This is a genomic window from Methylobacterium frigidaeris (genome assembly GCF_022179185.1).
GTDB lineage: Bacteria > Pseudomonadota > Alphaproteobacteria > Rhizobiales > Beijerinckiaceae > Methylobacterium > Methylobacterium frigidaeris.
Genome location: NZ_BPQJ01000080.1, coordinates 1 through 16,261, shown reverse-complemented (window position 1 = coordinate 16,261; position 16,261 = coordinate 1). Strand labels below are relative to the sequence as shown.

Sequence of the window (16,261 nt, the reverse complement as noted above, 5' to 3'; positions counted from 1 at the left end):
GAGCCGGACACGCATGCCGTCGTGGTGCTGGACGGGGCAGGCTGGCACATCGCCACGGATCTGCGCGTGCCCGATACCGTGACGCTGGTGCGGCTGCCCGCCTACAGCCCCGAGCTCAATCCGGTCGAACGGATCTGGCTGTACCTGCGCGAGCGCTTCCTCTCGGCACGCGTGTTCCCCGACTACGAGGCGATCCTCGACGCCTGTTGCACCGCCTGGAACGCGCTCACCGATGAGCCAGAGCGCGTCCGCTCCATCGCCAACTTCAAATACATCGCACGCGTCAATGCTTAAGCGCGGTGGTATGATATCCCGGTCTCTGTGATCATGCCAGCGCCGCGCCATCGCCGTGGCGATGGCGCGGCGTCCGGCGCGTGCGCGCTTGGCGCCGTCGGCGCAGGCCCTGTCGGAGGTGCCGCGGAATCAGTCCTTGGCCGCCGTCACCACGACCTCGATGAGCGCGCCGCCGCCGAGATCGGCCACGCCGACGGTCGCGCGGGCCGGCAGGTCGTCGCCGAAGAAGCGCGTCCAGGCGGCGTCCATCTCCTTCTTGTGCGACAGGTCGGTCACGAAGATCGTGGCGGAGACGATGCGCGAGGCGTCGGTGCCGGCCTCCTTCAGGTAGGCGGCGATCTTGCCCAGGATGTTCTCGGTCTGGGCGCCCATCGGCACCGAGGTGTCGTCCGCGATGGTGCCGCCGACGAAGACGAGGCCGTTGACCTCGACAGTGCGGTGCATGATCGGGGTGCGGATCGAACGGGTGATGGTCATCGGACTCTCCTTGAAGGTCAGGACCGGAAGCGCTCGATGGCGAGCGCGCCGATCCGGGTCTGGGTGCCGCCCTCGACGATGAGCTCGGCCATGACGGCGCCCGCCGCCGGCCCGAGCTGGAAGCCGTGCAGCGAGAAGCCGAACTGGTGATAGAGGCCCGGATGCCGGGCGCTGGGCCCGAGAACCGGCAGGTCGTCCTTCATCTTCGCCTCGATGCCCGCCCAGGCGCGCAGGATCGTCGCCTCGCGCATGACGGGGAACAGCTCGAACACCGTGCGGGCGCTCTCGGCGAGGCGCCGCCAGTTCAGCACCGTCGTGCCCCTGTCCTGGTCCGGCACCGCGAGGTGGCCGCCGCCGATCAGCACGGTGCCGTTGCCGAACTGCTTGAACGACAGCTTGCGGCCGCGCAGGATCACCACGGGATCGATGAAGTGCGGCACCCGCGAGGTGATCATCAGCATCGGCGCCACGGTCTCGACCGGCACCGGCTCGCCGAGGGTGGCGGCGATGCGCCCGGCCCAGGCCCCGGCGGCGTTGACGAGCACCGGCGCGGCATACGTGTCGGATCCGACATCGACCCGCCACAGCCCGTCCTCCCGCCGCACGTTCTGCGCCGGCTCGCCCTCGCGCACGATGGCCCCGAGGCTTTCCGCCTTGCGCCGGAACGCCGCCACCGTGCGGGCCGGCTGCGCCGCGCCGTCGCGGCGCGAGACGATGCCGCCGGGGCAGGTCTCGGCCACGGCCGGCACCAGGCGGCGCAGCTCGGCTCCGTCGATCAGCTCCTCGTGGGTGAAGCCGCGGCCCCGGAGATCCTCGACCCGCTCGCGGCAGGCCGACAATTCCCCGTCATCCTCGGCCACCAGCACCTGGCCGTGGCTCTCGAAGCCGCAATCGTCGTCGACGAGGTCGCCGATCCGCTCCCAGATGTCCATCGAGCGGATCGAGAGCGGAATCTCGGCGACGTGGCGGGCGAGTTGGCGCACGCCGCCGGCATTGACGCCCGAGGCGTGGCGACCGGCATAGTCCTTCTCGATCAGGACGGGCTTGAGCCCGGCCCGGCAGAGATGGAGCGCGGTCGAGCAGCCGTGAATCCCGCCCCCGACCACGATGGCATCGGTGAGCACGCTCATCCGCGCACCACCGCTTCGGTCTCGGCCTTCGATTTCGGCAGGGCGGCGAGCTCGGAGAGCGCGATCGGCTTCACCGGTGCGCGCAGGCGGTAATAGCCGATCTCCTGCGGCGTCTTCCCCCGTGCCTCGGCCATCAGCTCGGTGACGGTGAGACCGCAGAGCCGGCCCTGGCACGGGCCCATGCCGGTGCGGCGATAGGCCTTGAGCTGGTTCGGCCCCGTCGCCCCGATGGCGACCGCCTCGCGGATGTCGCGGGCGGTGATCTCCTCGCAGCGACAGACGATGGTGTCGTCGGCGGGGATGCGGAACTGTTTCGAAGGCCGGAACAGCAGGTCGAGGAACGGCCGGCCGCGCTCGGCCCGGGCGAGCTCGGCCCGCACGCTCGCCGCCGATTCGAGCTTCGCGAGCGCCGCCGGGTCCAGGGCCTCGACCGCGGCCAGCGCCGCGAGGCGGCCGCGGAGCGCCGCGGCCTCCGCGCCGCCGATCCCGGCGCCGTCGCCCGCCACCGCGATGCCCTCGACCGAGGTCGCGCCATCCTTGCCCAGCACCGGCAGCCAGGCGAGCTGCACGTCGTCCCAGGCATGCTCGACGCCCGCCGCCATGGCGAGGTTGACGTTCGGCACCACGCCGTGGTGCAGCAGCAGCAGCGAAGCCGGCAGGGTCTCCTCCCGCGCGCCGACCTTGTAGGTGACGGCGGACAGCCTCCCCTCCCCTCGCGCCTTGAGACCGGTGACGCCGGAGACGACCTTCACCTTGGCGCGCACCTCGCGCATCAGGGCGAGGCCCTTGCGGAAATACGGCGAGGTCGCGAAGGCGAGCGCGTGCGGCAGAGCGCTCACGATGTTTTGGCGCTCGGTGGTGTCGAGGATCCGGTCGATCCGGCCGCCGAGGCGCAGGATCTGCGCCGAGAGGAGCCACAGGAGCGGCCCCTGCCCGGCGATCACCGTCGGCTCGTCCGGCACCAGGCCCGAGGATTTGAGCATCGTCTGCGCCGCGCCGGCGGTCATCACGCCGGGGAGCGTCCAGCCCGGAATCGGGAACGGCCGCTCCAGCGCCCCGGTCGCCAGGATCACCCGCCGCGCCGTGACGAAGGCCGAGCCGCCGCCGACCGAGACGCCGATCTCGAGCCCCTTGTCGAGGCTCCAGACCGTGGCGCGGTGGATCACCTCGGCGCTGCTCTCGCGCAGGGCCCGGACCAGGTCCTCGCCGCTCCAGAAATCGGACCCGAGCTGCCTGCGGTCGGCGAGCGGGGTCGAGGTGATGGCGCGCCAGACCTGGCCGCCGGGGCCGGCATTCTCGTCGAGGAGCAGCACCGTGAGGCCGGCCCCGGCGGCGGTGGCGGCGGCGGCGAGGCCCGCCGGGCCGGCGCCGATCACCACGACGTCGTAGGCGTCGCGCAGGGGTCCCTTGATCGTCGGTGCGCTGCTCATCGGCCGATCTCCCGCTTGCCCTTCTGGATCTCGATGCGCATGCCCTCGGCCACCGGCACGAGGCAGCCCTGGCGGTTGCCGACCCCGTCGATGGTGACGAGGCAGTCGAAGCACACCCCCATCATGCAGTAGGGCAGCCGCGGCGCCCCGCTGACGGCGGTGAGCCGGCGCACGTCGCGGCCGGAGGCCAGCAGCGCGGCCGACACGCTGTCGCCCGCCCGCGCCTCGACCGGAGCGCCCTCGACGAGGATGCGGACGATGGGTCTGGTGTCGTGGTCGGATCGCTTGAACATGGGCGTCTCCGGGCCTTCCGGCCCTTTTTTCGAGTTTCAGAGCTTGTTCGAGGACTTCAACCAGTCGATCCCACCCGCGACCCCATCCTGAGGTGCTGCTGCTTGCAGCAGCCTCGAAGGAGGCCTCCAGCAACCCCTGTGATCTCTGGAGACCTCCTTCGAGGCTCGTTTCACTCGCACCTGAGGATGAGGTCGCGGGTGGGATGAACTGTCGAAAGTCTCGAACGATCTCTCAGTAATATCCGCTGCCGGTCTTCGCCTCGGCCGCTTCGAATCGCTTCGCCGTGAAGGCCCCCACCATCTCCGGCTCCAACGCGCCCCCCGCCACCATCCGGGCGATCTCGAAGGCGTGGTTGGAGGCGAGCGTCACGCCCGAGTGGCAGCAGGCCACGAAGGCGCCCGGATGGGTCTCGGACTGGTCGTAGATCGGGAAGCCGTCCCGCGGCATCACCCGGATGCCGGACCAGCTGCGCACCACGTTGAGACGGGCCAGATGCGGGAAGGTGCGCTGGGCCCGGTCGGCCATGACGGCGTTGATGCCCTGCCGCATCGCGCGGTCGTCGAGCACGTCCTCCTTGCTGTCGCCGATCATCACCGTGCCCTCGTCGGTCTGGCGCAGGGTCGAGAGCGGGTGGGGCAGGAAGGGCTGCGTGCGCTCGGTGACGACGATTTGGCCGCGGGTCGGGCCCATCGGCGCCGAGAGGCCGACCATCGGGGCGAGCGCCTGGTTGGCGTTGCCGGCGGCGAGCACCACCTTGGCGGCGCGGACCTCGCCCATCGGGGTCGTCAGCCGGAACTCGGCCCCCTCGCGGGTGATCCCGGAGACCGGCCGCTCGGGCAGGTAATCGACGCCGAAGCCTTTCAGCCCGGCATGGAAGGCCCGGTAGGTGCGCAGCGAGTTCACGTGGCCGTCGAGCGGGCAGTAGCTGCCGCCGGAGACCTCCGGGCCGATTCCCGGCAGCGCCCGCTCGACCTCCGCCCGGGAGACCATCCTCATCTCGTAGTCGGCGGCGCCGATCTGGTTGTGCATCCGGGCGACGAGGTCGGCGCGACGGCCGTACTCGTCCTCGCCGAGGGTGATGTGGAAGCCGCCATTCTGCTGCAACGCCACGTCGAGCCCGGTCTGCTCGCGAAGGGCGGCGGCGAGCTGCGCCCAGCTCTTCGCCGCGCGCACGGTCCAGCCGGTATAGGCCGGCATGCCGAGGCCCTTGCTCTGCACCCAGACGAGGGCGAAGTTCGCCCGCGAGGCACGCTTGGTGATGTCGCCCTCGTCGAGGACGGCCACCCTTTGCCCGAGCCGCCCGAGACCCCAGGCGATGGCCGAGCCGAGCAGGCCGCCGCCGACGACGGCGACGTCGTAGTCCTTGGACATGTGAACTCCTGTACGCCGATGACGGGCTGTGACGTCAGTGACTGCCCTTGCCGGCGAGCACGCGGTCGAGGCCGTAGAGGCGGTCGAGGACGGCGAGAAACACCATGGTGACGGCGATCACGCAGGCCGAGACCGAGGTCACCAGCGGGTCGATGTTGTCCTGGATGTAGAGGAACATGCGCACCGGCAGCGTCTCGGTGCCGGGCGCGGCGAGGAAAACCGTCATGGTCAGGTCGTCGAAGGATTGGATGAAGGCGAGCGCCCAGCCGCTCACCACCCCCGGCAGGATCAGCGGCAGGGTCACCCGGCGAAACAGCGTGAACCCGCCGGCCCCGAGCGACACCGCCGCCCGCTCCACCGACGGGTCGAGGCCGGCGGCCGCCGCGAGCGTCAGCCGGAACGCGAACGGGAACACCACGACGATGTGGGCGGCCAGCAGCGCCAGGAAGGTGCCGCCGAGGCCGAGCGCCGTGAAGAAGCGCAGGAAGGCGACGCCGAGCACCACGTGCGGGATCATCAGGGGCGACAGGAACAGCGCCTGGAGCGCGCCCCGTCCCGGCACGGCGTAGCGGGTGAGCGCGAGGGCCGCCGGCACCGCGAAGAGCAGGGCGATGAGCGACGACAGCGCGCCGAGCCCGAGGCTGACCCAGAAGGCGTGGACGAATTCGGGGTAATCCGCGATCGCCCTGAACCAGCGCAAGGAAAAGCCGTTCGTCGGCAGCGAGAGGAAGCCCTCCGGCGTGAAGGCGACGAGGCACACGACGACGATCGGCGCCAGCATGAAGGTGACGAACAGGCCGTGGAAGGCGAGCGCGAGGGGGCCGTTGCGGCTCATCGAAACACCTCCGCGTAGCGCCGCTCGACGAGCGCGTTGGCGCCGACGACGATCAGGACGAGGCCTGCGAGCAGCAGCACCGCCACCGCGGCGCCGAGCGGCCAGTTCAGCGTGTTGAGGAACTCGTCGTAGGCGAGCGTCGCCGCGACCTTGAGCCGGCGCCCGCCGATGATCGCCGGGGTCGCGAAGGCGCTCGCCGAGAGCGAGAACACGATGATCGCGCCCGAGAGCACGCCCGGCATGATCTGCGGCAGGACGATGCGGCGGATGATGGTGACGGGACCGGCCCCGAGCGACATCGCGGCGTGCTCCACCTGCGGGTCGAGGCGCTGGAGCGCGGCCCAGACCGACAGCACCATGAACGGCATCATCACGTGGACGAGGGCGATGACCACGCCCGTCTCGGTGAACAGGAACGGCAGCGGCGAAGAGATGACCCCGAGCGACATCAGCAGCTTGTTGGCGAGCCCGTTCGAGCCGCCGAACAGCAGCGCCCAGCCGAGCGTACGCGCCACCACCGAGATGAGGAGCGGCCCCAGGATCAGGAGCAGGAAGAGACCGCGCCAGCGCCCGCTCATCCGGTTGAGGATGTAGGCTTCCGGCGCGCCGAGCAGCGCCGTGACCAATGTCGTGATGAGGGCGATGCGGAGCGTCCGCCCGAACATCTCGGCGTAGTACGGGTCGGTCGCGATCTCCTGCCAGTTCTTCAGGATCAGGACCGGCTCGATGCCCTTGTACTGGCCCCAGTCGTGGAACGAGAGCAGCACCGTCATCGCCAGCGGCACCAGCACGATGCCGACGAAGAGCATCACGGCAGGCAGGATCAGCCAGAGCGGCGCGCGGCTCGCGCGGGGCTCCGGGGTCACCGTCGGGGTGGCGGCCGGAAGGGCCGTGGTCGCGGCGGCGCTCATGCGGCGGCTCCGGCGCGCAGGCTCATGTCCTCGGGGCGCCAGGCGAGGCGCACCGCCTCGCCCTCGCCGGGCTGGGCCAGGCCGTCATTCGGGCGCACCACGATCGCCGGGCCGCACTCGGTCTCGCACTGGAACAGCCAGTGGTTGCCCTGGAAGATGCGGGCGGCGACCCTGCCCGGCAGGCCGGTCTCGGCGAATCCGATCCGCTCGGGGCGCACGCTGATCGTCACCGGGCCGCTCAACCCCACGGGCGCCGGCGCGCTCCAGCCGCCGGCGACGATCCGGGCGGGACCGGCGCCCTCGATGCGGGCGGTGAAGTCGTTGGTCTTGCCGAGGAACTGGGCGACGAAGGCGGAGCTCGGGCGCTCGTAGGTGTCCTGCGGCGTGCCGATCTGCTCGATCCGGCCCTTGCTCATCACCACGATCCGGTCCGACAGGGACAGCGCCTCGGTCTGGTCGTGGGTGACGAGGATCGTGGTGGTGCCGAGCTCTCGCTGGATCTGGCGCAGCTCGATCTGCATCTCCTCGCGCAGCTTGGCGTCGAGATTCGAGAGCGGCTCGTCGAGGAGCAGCACGCTCGGGCGGATCACGAGGGCGCGGGCGAGCGCCACGCGCTGCTGCTGGCCGCCGGACATCCGGCGCGGATGCCGGTCCTCGTAGCCGGACAGCCCCACCATCGCCAGCGCCGCGCGGACGCGCTCGGCGCGCTCGGCCTTCGACACGCGCTGCATCTCGAGCCCGAAGGCGACGTTCTCGGCCGCCGTCATGTGCGGGAACAGGGCGTAGCTCTGGAAGACGATGCCGAGGCCGCGCTTCGACGGATGGACCTGCGTCAGGTCGCAGCCCTCGAGGCGGATCGTCCCGCGGGAGGGCGCCAGGAAGCCGGCGATCATCTGCAGCGTCGTGGTCTTGCCGCAGCCCGAGGGGCCGAGGAACGAGATGAACTCGCCGGGCGCGACCGCGAGGTTGAAATCCTCGACCGCGACGTGGCTGCCGAAGGCCTTGGCGACGTGCTCGAGCTCGAGCAGCGGCGCGGCGGAGCGGGAGTTCGTGGTCATGGGCGGGATCCGGGGCTGTCCGGGGAAAGAAGAGGCGCAGGTCTCCCTTCTCCCACATGGGAGAGGGGATCCCGGGCGTCACGCGGGCTAGACTTGAGTCTTTCAGAGCCCTGGCAGACCTACCGCTCGACCTCACGATTCCAGCGCTTCGTCCACTCCTCGCGCTTCTCGTTCACCACCGCCCAGTCCGGGGTGTAGAGGGCGGCGGCGCGAGCGCCGACGGGGGCCATCTTGACGATCTCCGGCGGCACCTCGACCGATTTCAGCACCGGGCCGTAGCCGTATTCCTTCAGCATCGTGAGCTGCACCTTGGGGTCGAGCAGCGCCTTGATGAAGGCATTGGCGAGGGCAGAGCCCTTCGGCTTGGCGACCGGGCAGGCGGCGGTGAGGAGTGCGACCGCGCCCTCCTTCGGGTAGACGAAATCGACCGGGAAGCCGGTATTGGCCAGCCCCTGCACCCGGCCGGTGCCCCAGACCGCGATCACCGCCTGGCCGGACTGGAACAGCTCGGTCATCTTGCCGGGCGATGGCTCGTAGGCGAGCACGTTCGGGTTGATCTCGGACTTGACGATCTTGAACGCCGAATCGACGTTCTTCTCGCTGCCGCCGTTCATCTTCGCCAGCATCACCAGGACGTTGAGCCCGTAGGTGTTGTTGATCGGCGGGATGACGAGTGTCTTCCGGTATTTCGGGTCCTTGAGGTCGTTCCAGGAGGTCGGCGGCGCCCAGCCCTTCTCCGCAAAGACCTTGGTGTTGTACATCAGCCCGGTGGCGACGAGGCCGGTCGCCACTGCCTTGTCGTCCGTGAAGCGGGCGAGGTCGTAGAGGTCGCCCGTCGGCACCCCCTCGACACGATCGCAGAATCCGAGCTGAATCGCTTGGTACATCGGGCCGTCATCGACGATGGCGACGTCGATCTGCTGGTTGCCCTTCTGCGCCTGGAGCTTGGCGAGCGTGTCGGTGGAGTTGCCGGCGACGTACTCGACCTTGACATTGTTGGCCTTCTCGAAGGCCGGGATCACCTCGGTGCGGATCGTCTTCTCGAACGAGCCGCCATAGCCGGCGACGTAGAGCGTGGTCTGCTGCGCCGCGGCGGGGGCGAGGGAGGTGGCCAGGGCCGTGAGGCCGAGGGCGGTCAGGAGGCCGAGCTTCTTCACCAAGGACCTGTCTCCTCTCGCGGTCGCCGCGCGGCGGTCGGCTCCTGCGCAAGATTTCACCATGCCACCGCGTTGGGCAGAAGGTGCCGGCCCCGCTCTCCGCCGTCCAATGAGAAATGGCGCGCGCTTCATGTCGAAATGTTATGGTTCGAGCCTGACGACCGCACGGGACGGGAGGCGCGCTTGGCACGGATCAACCTGCGGCAGGTCGAGGCCTTCCGCGCCACGATGCTGACCGGCAGCGTCACCGAGGCCGCCGCCCTGATGGGGGTCACGCAACCGGCGGTGAGCCGGCTCCTGCGCGACCTCCAGGCCCAGCTCAACATGCCGCTGTTCGAGAAGCGCGGCACCGGCCTGGTGCCGAATGCCGCCGCGACGGCGCTCTACACCGAGGTCGAGCGCTCCTTCGTCGGGCTCGAGCGCATCGGGGCGGCGGCCGAGGAGATCCGGTCCCGGCGCACCGGATTCCTGCGGGTCGCGGCCCTGCCGGCGCTCGCCAACGGCTACCTGCCGCGCCTCACCGGGCACTTTCTCAAGGGGCGGCCGAACCTCAACCTGTCGCTGTTCGGGGTCATCTCGCCGCTCGTGGTCGACTGGGTGACGAACAACCAGTGCGACGTCGGCTTCGCCGAGGTGCCGATCGCGCACGAGGGCGTGCCGAGCCAGCGCCTGCCGGCGGTGGCCCGGGTCGCGGTGCTGCCGGAGGGCCACCGGCTGGCGGAGAAGGCCGAACTCGGGCCGCGCGATTTCGAGGGCGAGACCTTCGTGTCGCTCACTGCCGGCTCGACCGGGCGCCACCTCGTCGACCAGGCCTTCCACCGCGACGGCGTGCGGCGGATCCTGCGCATCGAGACCGCCCTGTCGGAGATCATCTGCGGGCTGGTCTCGTCCGGAATCGGGGTCTCGATCTCCGATCCGTTCACGGCGCGGGAATTCGAGGGCCGCGGGGTGGTGGTACGGCCCTTCGCGCCGCGCATCGAGTTCGAGTTCGCCGCGGTTTTTCCGCCCCAGCGCAGCCCTTCGCCGGTCGCCCTCGACCTCGTCGCGGCAATGCGGGAATCGCTGCTGGCGCCGCCCTTCTCGGACTGACGATCGCGCTTCGCGCCGATCCTCCGCCGGCTGCTCCTCACGTCAGCCGGCGTCGGCGCATCGCCAGGAGCTCGGTCCCGATCTGGTACCTCCCCTCCCCTGCCAGACGCACGAGGCGCCGGAAGTAGCCGCCCGGATTGCGGATCCGGTTCTGGCTCGATCGGACGTCGTCGTCGTGGAGCTGTGCCACGATCAGCACCAGGATGGCCGCCTCGTAGGGACCGACAGCCGCGCAGGCCTCGGCCCAGGCGCTCGGATGTGCGCCGATCGACGCCCTCAGCCCCCGTCCCGCATCGAGAATCTCGTGCTCCTCGCGGATGTCGCCGCTCACCAGGTCGCGCACCACCGGGCAGGCCTCGACGATCAGCGCCGGCGACGGGGCTGCCCCGGGCCGCTCGACCAGGCGGGGCGTCTCAGCGATCCCCGACGAGTCCTTGCTCCAAGCCTCGATAGGAGATCCTTTCTCTGTTTCTACGTGAGGGCAGGTCTTGCCGTCACAGCCGGCTGCGTAGAAGCGATCCTCCACCAGCCGGCGCAGCTCGTTCCAGGCGTCGAGCACGAGGTCGGGATCGCCGGCGCCGCGCCGGTCGGGCGTCGTCGCGTCGAGGCTGGCCTGGGCCTCGGAGAGGTCGCTGATCGGAGTGCCCGGATAGCGGGTGGCAAAGGCCTGCAGGGCTTCCGCTACGGCGCGCCGGTGCATCGTCACGAGATCGAAGGCACGCCGGCGCCGCTCCCGCGCCTCGGCACGGGCCTGGATCGCCAGGGCCCAGTCGCCGCGGCGGGCGTAGAGCGGCGTGAGGTCGAATCCGAAGGCATCGACGATCGTCCCGTCGCGGGAACGGATCGCGTAGCGCTTGCCGTTCGCGGAATCCTTCGGCGTGATGATCTCCAGGCCGACGAGGTCGCGCAGCGCGTAGCGCACGGCGCGTTCCGACAGCCCGGTGCGCGAGACCAGGTACTCGTTCGACGGCCACACGATCAGGCGCGACCAATCCTGCTCGCCCCAGGCGGCGACGAGCTCGGACAGGACCAGCCGCAGGGCCGGACGAAGGCTGAGCGCCTTCGCGGCTTCGCGGGCGGAGGCCGACAATTCCTTGCGCGTGACCGTGCGCCCGTCCTCGAGGGCGCGTCTCTGTCCGGCGAGGGCGGCGCGCGTCAGCGGCCGGCCCCCGGTCTGAACCATCTCCACTCCACACCTCCTTGGACGGAGGCAAAGCGGGACCGTTCGCCCGAGAGGGCGTCATTGACGAAGAGGTCGGGAACCGCTAGAAGGAGGGTGTCAATCCGGTCTTCCAGCGGCGGCTTCCCCAGCCCCCGTTATGAGATCCCAAAAAGCGCCGAGGTCCCCACCTCGGCGCTTTTTTGCTTTGCTGCGTCTACATGTTGTGTTCCACGAAAACCTGCTCGAGCGCGTGGATGATCGCGAGGCGCCGGTTCGGGAACTTGCCCTCACGCACCGCCGCGTCGATCGCCTGCTGCACCTGCGCCGGCACCCAGACATTCGTCTCCGTCTCCCCGGAGGCCTTGCGGGCCTCGCGGAGCTTCTTGACGCGCTGAGACGGGGTATCGGCCATCGCTTCGGCTCCACGACTCGTAACGTTACGAGTCGTGTCACGACTCGGGCTCGCCGGGCAATGCGGAGTCGAGATTCGGCGGTGGATGTTAAATTCGATTCACAGACGAATCGGGCCCGGGCCCGGGATGGCTGCCGCGCCGGGGTGATCTGGCCTCCCTGAGTGGCTGCACCGGCCGATTCGTGAAGAGTTCCATGCGGAATTCAAGAGAATCGGCGGCAATAGCCTCAAATCGGTGGGATGCTCTTGGGGACGGTGGATTTCAGCGGGGTCAAGCGGAGCGGATGGTGGATCCCGCGCGGCCGGCATCCCACGTGCCGAACGCTCACGTCATGCTGCGTCGTGGAAGTCGTTCGGTCGTGGAAGCACCAGGAAGCCCGCGCGTCAGCGACGGACATGCGCGCCGCGGCCCGAATAAAGAAGGGCGCGGCTTGCCGGTGTGCCTGAAGGCGTGCCTTGCGATGGACTGCCCACGTCCTAGAAAGCGCACACGGCAGCCCGGTGATCATCGCCCCGCAATGTGGTGGCAGCCGCTCGGCTTCCCGGGCGACGGCGATGATCGCACGCAGTCCCCATCTGGAGAGGAAGCATGTTCACTCACGTCATGATCGGCAGCAACAACCTGGAGCGAGCCAGGACCTTCTACGACGCCACATTCGCCGCGTTGGGAGGCGGGCCCGGCGACATGGATGCCAGGGGCCGGCTGATCTACACCCACGAGGGCGGCCGTCTGATGATCACGACACCCATCGACGGCAATCCGGCGACCGCGGCCAATGGCGGGACTATCGGTATCGCCGCTGCGAGCCCGGACCATGTTCTCGCGTGGCACAAGGCCGGCACCGCGCATGGTGGTACCGCGATCGAAAGCCCACCCGCTGAGCGCCCGAACGGGTCCTTCGTCGCCTATCTTCGCGACCCGGACGGAAACAAGCTCACCGCACGGTCTCAGGCGACGCGATAGCGAGAGCGGCTGCGTCGCAGATCATCCGTTTTGATTGGCTCCCACCGAGTTGATATTCTCCGCGTCATCCCGGAGCCGCGCAGCGGAGCCTGGAATGACGACGAGAGCCTCGTGACCGTCAGCGGCAATCAGACAGATTCTCAGACGGGTGGATTGCCGCCATGCCGCCAATCCAGCAAGATCGCACGCCGGCAGATGCGATAATCGCCTGACCCGTGCCATCAAAAGCCAGGTCTGATTCTCCAAGGCTCTGGATCGTTGGGGCAGAACGCGGGAGCCGGGTTGGTCAGCGCGTCAGTGCGGCCTGAAGGTTCCCGAGAACGCCCAACTGCTGAAGGATGACCGACGGAAGATTGTAGCAGTGGAAGGACGTGACTTTGCCGTCCTTCAAGTGGAACACGTCGCAGCACGGCGCATCCATCCGCTTGCCGGTCGGAGCCAGCACGCCGCCGGCCATGGGTAAGTCACCTTCGTGCGTGCCCTGCAGGGCGAGTTCGACGATGACCACGTCGTCCTTGACATAGAACGTGTAGAGTTCGCGGTGCATGTCGGGAAACGCCGTCACCATGACGTCGACGGGCAATCCGATCTCTTCGCCGTAATATTTCTTGCCACCAGGCACATCATAGAAATAGCCGTCGTCGGCGAACAACGAGATGAATTTCGCAGTGTCCTTGGATGTAGCCTCGGCAACTGCGTAGAGCGTGCGAATGATGTCTTCGTTGGTTGGCATGATCACGTCTCCTGTTGACGCCGTGCGGAACACGACCGGCTCCCGATCTATGACGGCGTCCGAACTCCGGACCGAGTAGCCGAGGATATGATCGGTGCAGTCGGTTGGTGTGAGCGGCTCATACCAGCGTATGGTTCGGTCGGCCGTGCTTCGGCGACCGGGGAAGGCGCTGTCTCCGTGGCAGTCGGCCATCGGACATCCGTTGATTGTCTCGCATCTGTCGGAGATCGCATGCAGCCCTCGCATCGCCGAGCCGAGCCGAGCCGAGCGGGCGTCTAACCTCCGGCACACCTGTCGGAGCGGCCCATCTCCGGATACCTTCGCGTCAGGCCGGGGCGACACCGCCACTGTCGAGGGGATGAACTGAGGATGCCGACGCGCAGAACGATCGTGCAGGGTGCAGGGGCCGGCCTGCTGCTGAGCCCCCTCCCCTTCCGGCGGGTGCGGGCCGGGACCGACGTGCTGCGGCTGAGCCTGGGCTCGCCGATGCCGCAAGCCCACCCGGCCACCACTTCCCTGGTCGAGGCGCTCGACGCGATCCGCACGGAGAGCGACGGCCGCGTCGACATCACGCTCTATCCGGACAGCCAGCTCGGCAGCGAGCTGAGCATGCAGTCGCAGCTGCGCTCCGGCGCGATCGCCTTCACTCTCACCTCGGCGAGCTCGCTCCAGACCCTGGCGCCGCTCGCCGGCATCCCGGGCGTGGCCTATGCCTTCTCGGGCTATGTGCCGCTGTGGGCCGCCCTCGACAGCGGGCCGTTGAGCGAGCGCATCCGGGACGCCCTCGCCAAGTTCAGGCTCAAGGCGTTCCGGCTCGTCGATAACGGCTTTCGCGACGTGATCACCAGCGTGCGGCCGATCGAGACGGTCTCCGACCTGCAGGGCCTCAAGATCCGGGTGCCCCCGAGCCCGCTCCTGACCTCGCTGTTCCGGGCGCTCGGCGCCGCGCCCACCACCATCAACCTCGCCGAGACCTACGCCGCCCTGCAGACGCGGGTGGCCGACGGGATGGAGAACTCGCTGCCGCAGATCGAGGCGACGCGGGTCTACGAGGTTCAGAAATACCTCTCGCGCACTGGCCACTCCTGGGACGGGCTGTGGATTCTCGCTCATGGCCGGACCTGGGACGCCCTGCCGGCCGACGCGCGCGCCCTGATCGCGCGCCACTTCGACGCCGCGGTCGAGCGCCAGCGCCAGGCCTTCGTCCAGATGAACACGCAAGCCGAGGCGCGGCTGGGCGCCAAGGGCCTCGCCGTCAACAGGCCGGACCTCGCGCCCTTCCGGGCCGCCCTGGACCGCGCGGGCTACTACGCCGAGTGGAAGGGCCGGTTCGGCGCGGAGGTCTGGGGGGCGCTGGAGCGCTATACCGGCCCGCTCGGGGCGTGACGGGGCCAAGTCGCGCGTCACGCGACGCCCGCGGCGCTGACGCCGCCACAGCGGGCGACGGCGGTCGGGAGTTTCGTGAGAGACGCCAAGTCCCGCCCTGGCGAGCCCCCTGCCCTGCCGACGACATCCTTGCCAGGCGGGCCTCCCGTCGGGCAGCCTTTCGGCGAATTGGATGTGCGGGGCTTCCATGGGTGAGCGGGCGGACTTTCTGGTGATCGGCCTCGGGGCCATGGGCAGCGCGGCGCTCTACCAGCTGGCCAAAAGGGGCGCGTCGGTGATCGGCCTCGACCGGTTCGCACCCCCACACACGATGGGGTCGAGCCACGGCGAGACGCGCATCACCCGGCAGGCGATCGGCGAAGGGCGCGATTACGTGCCGCTCGTCCTCGACTCGCACCGGATCTGGCGCGAGCTGGAGGCCGAGACCGGCGAGAGCCTGCTCCAGGCCTGCGGCGCGCTGGTGATGGCCCCCGGGACCGGCACGAACTCGCATCACGGCAAGCCGGACTTCGTGCGGAACTCGATCGACGCCGCGCGCGAATTCGGCATCCCCCACGAGGTGCTGGACGGGCGCGAGGTGGCCCACCGCTTCCGGCAATTCCTCGGCCTCGGCGGGGGCGAGATCGCCTATTACGAGCCCGGCGGCGGCTATGTCCGGCCCGAGCGCTGCATCGCCGCGCAGCTCGCCCGCGCCGCTGAGCTCGGCGCCACGATCCGCACCGGGGTCGAGGTTCTGTCGATCGAGGAGGAGGGCGACAGCGTCCGCGTCGAGACTTCGGCCGGCTCGTTCCGCGCCGGAGAGGTCGTGGTGTCGGCCGGCGCCTGGACGGCGCCGCTCCTCGGCGCCCCGTTCGACGGCCTGCTCGGCGTGAAGCGCCAGCTCCTGCACTGGTACGAGCTCGACGAGGCCGGTGCATACGGCCCCGACGCGCCGGTCTATATCTGGATGCACGGCACGACGGACACCGACTATTTCTACGGCTTCCCGCCTCAGGCCGGAGAGACGACCGTCAAGGTCGCGACCGAGCAATACGCCGACGCCACCACCGCCGACGCGGCCGACCGCACGGTGCATCCGGAGGAATCGGCCGAGATGTACCGGCGCCACATCGCCGGGCGCCTCGCCGGTGCGACGCCCCGGGTCGCCCGCGCCGCCGCCTGCCTCTACACCGTCACCCCCGACCGGGGCTTCATCATCGACCGGCACCCGCGTCACGCCCGGGTCCTGGTGGTGTCGGCCTGCTCCGGCCACGGCTTCAAGCATTCGGCCGGCATCGGTCTCGTCGCGGCCGAGCTCGTGACCGAGGGGCGCAGCCGGATCGATATCCGGCCCTTCGCACTCGACCGCTTCGCATCCACCGCGGGCGCGCTCGGCTGATTTCGGCAGGGCCGAGGGTCGGATAACAGTGACGCGCCGGCCTTCGCTCCACAAAGACCTAACGACTACAGCTTTCATCGAAGCCGCAATACGATATCAGGTCGAGCCGAACAGGCTCGACCGACCCCTCAACCACGCCGCTCCGATGATGCAGACCACGCCACCGGGTGGCGATCTCGC

The 16,261-nt window shown here is 69.5% G+C and carries 17 protein-coding genes; 5 read left to right on the top strand and 12 right to left on the bottom strand.

Features of this window, described 5'->3' with window-relative positions; translation table 11 throughout:
* Positions 1–294, top strand: a 294-nt coding sequence (locus MFF64_RS35200; RefSeq protein WP_238193696.1) for a transposase, incomplete at its 5' end; no start/stop codon positions are given.
* Between the two features lie 129 nt (positions 295–423).
* On the opposite strand, the gene MFF64_RS35195 is transcribed toward MFF64_RS35200, so the two are convergent.
* From MFF64_RS35195 to MFF64_RS35155, 9 genes are all read right to left on the bottom strand, one after another.
* Complete coding sequence (locus MFF64_RS35195) at positions 424–771, bottom strand: RidA family protein (protein WP_099901555.1); 348 nt, start codon at positions 769–771, stop codon at positions 424–426.
* Positions 772–788: 17 nt separating this feature from the next.
* The gene (locus MFF64_RS35190; RefSeq protein ID WP_099901552.1) at positions 789–1,901 is read right to left on the bottom strand and encodes an NAD(P)/FAD-dependent oxidoreductase; all 1,113 of its coding nucleotides are present in this window, start codon (positions 1,899–1,901) and stop codon (positions 789–791) included.
* Entirely contained in the window at positions 1,898–3,331 is a 1,434-nt protein-coding gene (locus tag MFF64_RS35185; RefSeq protein WP_238193695.1) for an FAD/NAD(P)-dependent oxidoreductase, read from the bottom strand. Before MFF64_RS35185 ends, MFF64_RS35190 begins: the two co-directional genes overlap by 4 nt.
* Positions 3,328–3,624 (bottom strand): (2Fe-2S)-binding protein, encoded by a 297-nt coding sequence (locus MFF64_RS35180; protein WP_099902680.1) that lies wholly within the window; start codon positions 3,622–3,624, stop codon positions 3,328–3,330. The genes MFF64_RS35185 and MFF64_RS35180 overlap by 4 nt, the downstream gene beginning before the upstream one ends.
* 232 nt (positions 3,625–3,856) lie before the next feature.
* Complete coding sequence (locus MFF64_RS35175; RefSeq protein ID WP_238193694.1) at positions 3,857–4,996, bottom strand: NAD(P)/FAD-dependent oxidoreductase; 1,140 nt, start codon at positions 4,994–4,996, stop codon at positions 3,857–3,859.
* A 34-nt stretch (positions 4,997–5,030) separates the two neighbouring features.
* The gene (locus tag MFF64_RS35170) at positions 5,031–5,831 is read right to left on the bottom strand and encodes an ABC transporter permease (RefSeq protein ID WP_238193693.1); all 801 of its coding nucleotides are present in this window, start codon (positions 5,829–5,831) and stop codon (positions 5,031–5,033) included.
* Positions 5,828–6,742, bottom strand: coding sequence for an ABC transporter permease (locus MFF64_RS35165; RefSeq protein WP_238193692.1), 915 nt, complete (start codon positions 6,740–6,742; stop codon positions 5,828–5,830). The genes MFF64_RS35170 and MFF64_RS35165 overlap by 4 nt, the downstream gene beginning before the upstream one ends.
* Positions 6,739–7,800 (bottom strand): ABC transporter ATP-binding protein, encoded by a 1,062-nt coding sequence (locus MFF64_RS35160; RefSeq protein WP_099901584.1) that lies wholly within the window; start codon positions 7,798–7,800, stop codon positions 6,739–6,741. Before MFF64_RS35160 ends, MFF64_RS35165 begins: the two co-directional genes overlap by 4 nt.
* Positions 7,801–7,919: 119 nt before the next feature.
* Positions 7,920–8,957 carry an ABC transporter substrate-binding protein gene (locus MFF64_RS35155; RefSeq protein ID WP_238193697.1) on the bottom strand — a complete coding sequence of 346 codons (1,038 nt, stop codon included), beginning with the start codon at positions 8,955–8,957 and terminating at the stop codon, positions 7,920–7,922.
* A 183-nt stretch (positions 8,958–9,140) separates the two neighbouring features.
* On the opposite strand from MFF64_RS35155, the gene MFF64_RS35150 reads away from it, so the two are divergent.
* Positions 9,141–10,046 carry a LysR substrate-binding domain-containing protein gene (locus MFF64_RS35150; protein WP_099900359.1) on the top strand — a complete coding sequence of 302 codons (906 nt, stop codon included), beginning with the start codon at positions 9,141–9,143 and terminating at the stop codon, positions 10,044–10,046.
* Between the two features lie 37 nt (positions 10,047–10,083).
* Here MFF64_RS35150 and repC read toward each other — a convergent pair whose 3' ends face one another.
* Entirely contained in the window at positions 10,084–11,229 is a 1,146-nt protein-coding gene (gene repC / locus MFF64_RS35145; protein WP_238193691.1) for a plasmid replication protein RepC, read from the bottom strand.
* Between the two features lie 193 nt (positions 11,230–11,422).
* Entirely contained in the window at positions 11,423–11,620 is a 198-nt protein-coding gene (locus MFF64_RS35140; protein ID WP_099900357.1) for a hypothetical protein, read from the bottom strand.
* 589 nt (positions 11,621–12,209) lie between these two features.
* On the opposite strand from MFF64_RS35140, the gene MFF64_RS35135 reads away from it, so the two are divergent.
* The gene (locus MFF64_RS35135; RefSeq protein ID WP_238193690.1) at positions 12,210–12,584 is read left to right on the top strand and encodes a VOC family protein; all 375 of its coding nucleotides are present in this window, start codon (positions 12,210–12,212) and stop codon (positions 12,582–12,584) included.
* 286 nt (positions 12,585–12,870) lie between these two features.
* Here the strand turns inward: MFF64_RS35135 and MFF64_RS35130 are convergent, their stop codons facing one another.
* Positions 12,871–13,509 carry a nuclear transport factor 2 family protein gene (locus MFF64_RS35130; protein ID WP_238193689.1) on the bottom strand — a complete coding sequence of 213 codons (639 nt, stop codon included), beginning with the start codon at positions 13,507–13,509 and terminating at the stop codon, positions 12,871–12,873.
* A gap of 177 nt (positions 13,510–13,686) precedes the next feature.
* On the opposite strand from MFF64_RS35130, the gene MFF64_RS35125 reads away from it, so the two are divergent.
* Both MFF64_RS35125 and solA read left to right on the top strand, forming a co-directional pair.
* Complete coding sequence (locus MFF64_RS35125; RefSeq protein WP_238193688.1) at positions 13,687–14,703, top strand: TRAP transporter substrate-binding protein; 1,017 nt, start codon at positions 13,687–13,689, stop codon at positions 14,701–14,703.
* Between the two features lie 187 nt (positions 14,704–14,890).
* Positions 14,891–16,081 carry an N-methyl-L-tryptophan oxidase gene (solA, locus tag MFF64_RS35120; protein WP_099899691.1) on the top strand — a complete coding sequence of 397 codons (1,191 nt, stop codon included), beginning with the start codon at positions 14,891–14,893 and terminating at the stop codon, positions 16,079–16,081.
* Positions 16,082–16,261 lie beyond the last annotated feature (180 nt).

What these genes read in the sequence shown, in the direction of transcription:
- MFF64_RS35195 (WP_099901555.1), bottom strand. Translation starts at nt 771, where the DNA reads ATGACCATCACCCGTTCGATCCGCACCCCGATCATGCACCGCACTGTC.
- MFF64_RS35190 (WP_099901552.1), bottom strand. Translation starts at nt 1,901, where the DNA reads ATGAGCGTGCTCACCGATGCCATCGTGGTCGGGGGCGGGATTCACGGC.
- MFF64_RS35185 (WP_238193695.1), bottom strand. Translation starts at nt 3,331, where the DNA reads ATGAGCAGCGCACCGACGATCAAGGGACCCCTGCGCGACGCCTACGAC.
- MFF64_RS35180 (WP_099902680.1), bottom strand. Translation starts at nt 3,624, where the DNA reads ATGTTCAAGCGATCCGACCACGACACCAGACCCATCGTCCGCATCCTC.
- MFF64_RS35175 (WP_238193694.1), bottom strand. Translation starts at nt 4,996, where the DNA reads ATGTCCAAGGACTACGACGTCGCCGTCGTCGGCGGCGGCCTGCTCGGC.
- MFF64_RS35170 (WP_238193693.1), bottom strand. Translation starts at nt 5,831, where the DNA reads ATGAGCCGCAACGGCCCCCTCGCGCTCGCCTTCCACGGCCTGTTCGTC.
- MFF64_RS35165 (WP_238193692.1), bottom strand. Translation starts at nt 6,742, where the DNA reads ATGAGCGCCGCCGCGACCACGGCCCTTCCGGCCGCCACCCCGACGGTG.
- MFF64_RS35160 (WP_099901584.1), bottom strand. Translation starts at nt 7,800, where the DNA reads ATGACCACGAACTCCCGCTCCGCCGCGCCGCTGCTCGAGCTCGAGCAC.
- repC (WP_238193691.1), bottom strand. Translation starts at nt 11,229, where the DNA reads ATGGTTCAGACCGGGGGCCGGCCGCTGACGCGCGCCGCCCTCGCCGGA.
- MFF64_RS35140 (WP_099900357.1), bottom strand. Translation starts at nt 11,620, where the DNA reads ATGGCCGATACCCCGTCTCAGCGCGTCAAGAAGCTCCGCGAGGCCCGC.
- MFF64_RS35135 (WP_238193690.1), top strand. Translation starts at nt 12,210, where the DNA reads ATGTTCACTCACGTCATGATCGGCAGCAACAACCTGGAGCGAGCCAGG.
- MFF64_RS35130 (WP_238193689.1), bottom strand. Translation starts at nt 13,509, where the DNA reads ATGGCCGACTGCCACGGAGACAGCGCCTTCCCCGGTCGCCGAAGCACG.
- MFF64_RS35125 (WP_238193688.1), top strand. Translation starts at nt 13,687, where the DNA reads ATGCCGACGCGCAGAACGATCGTGCAGGGTGCAGGGGCCGGCCTGCTG.
- solA (WP_099899691.1), top strand. Translation starts at nt 14,891, where the DNA reads ATGGGTGAGCGGGCGGACTTTCTGGTGATCGGCCTCGGGGCCATGGGC.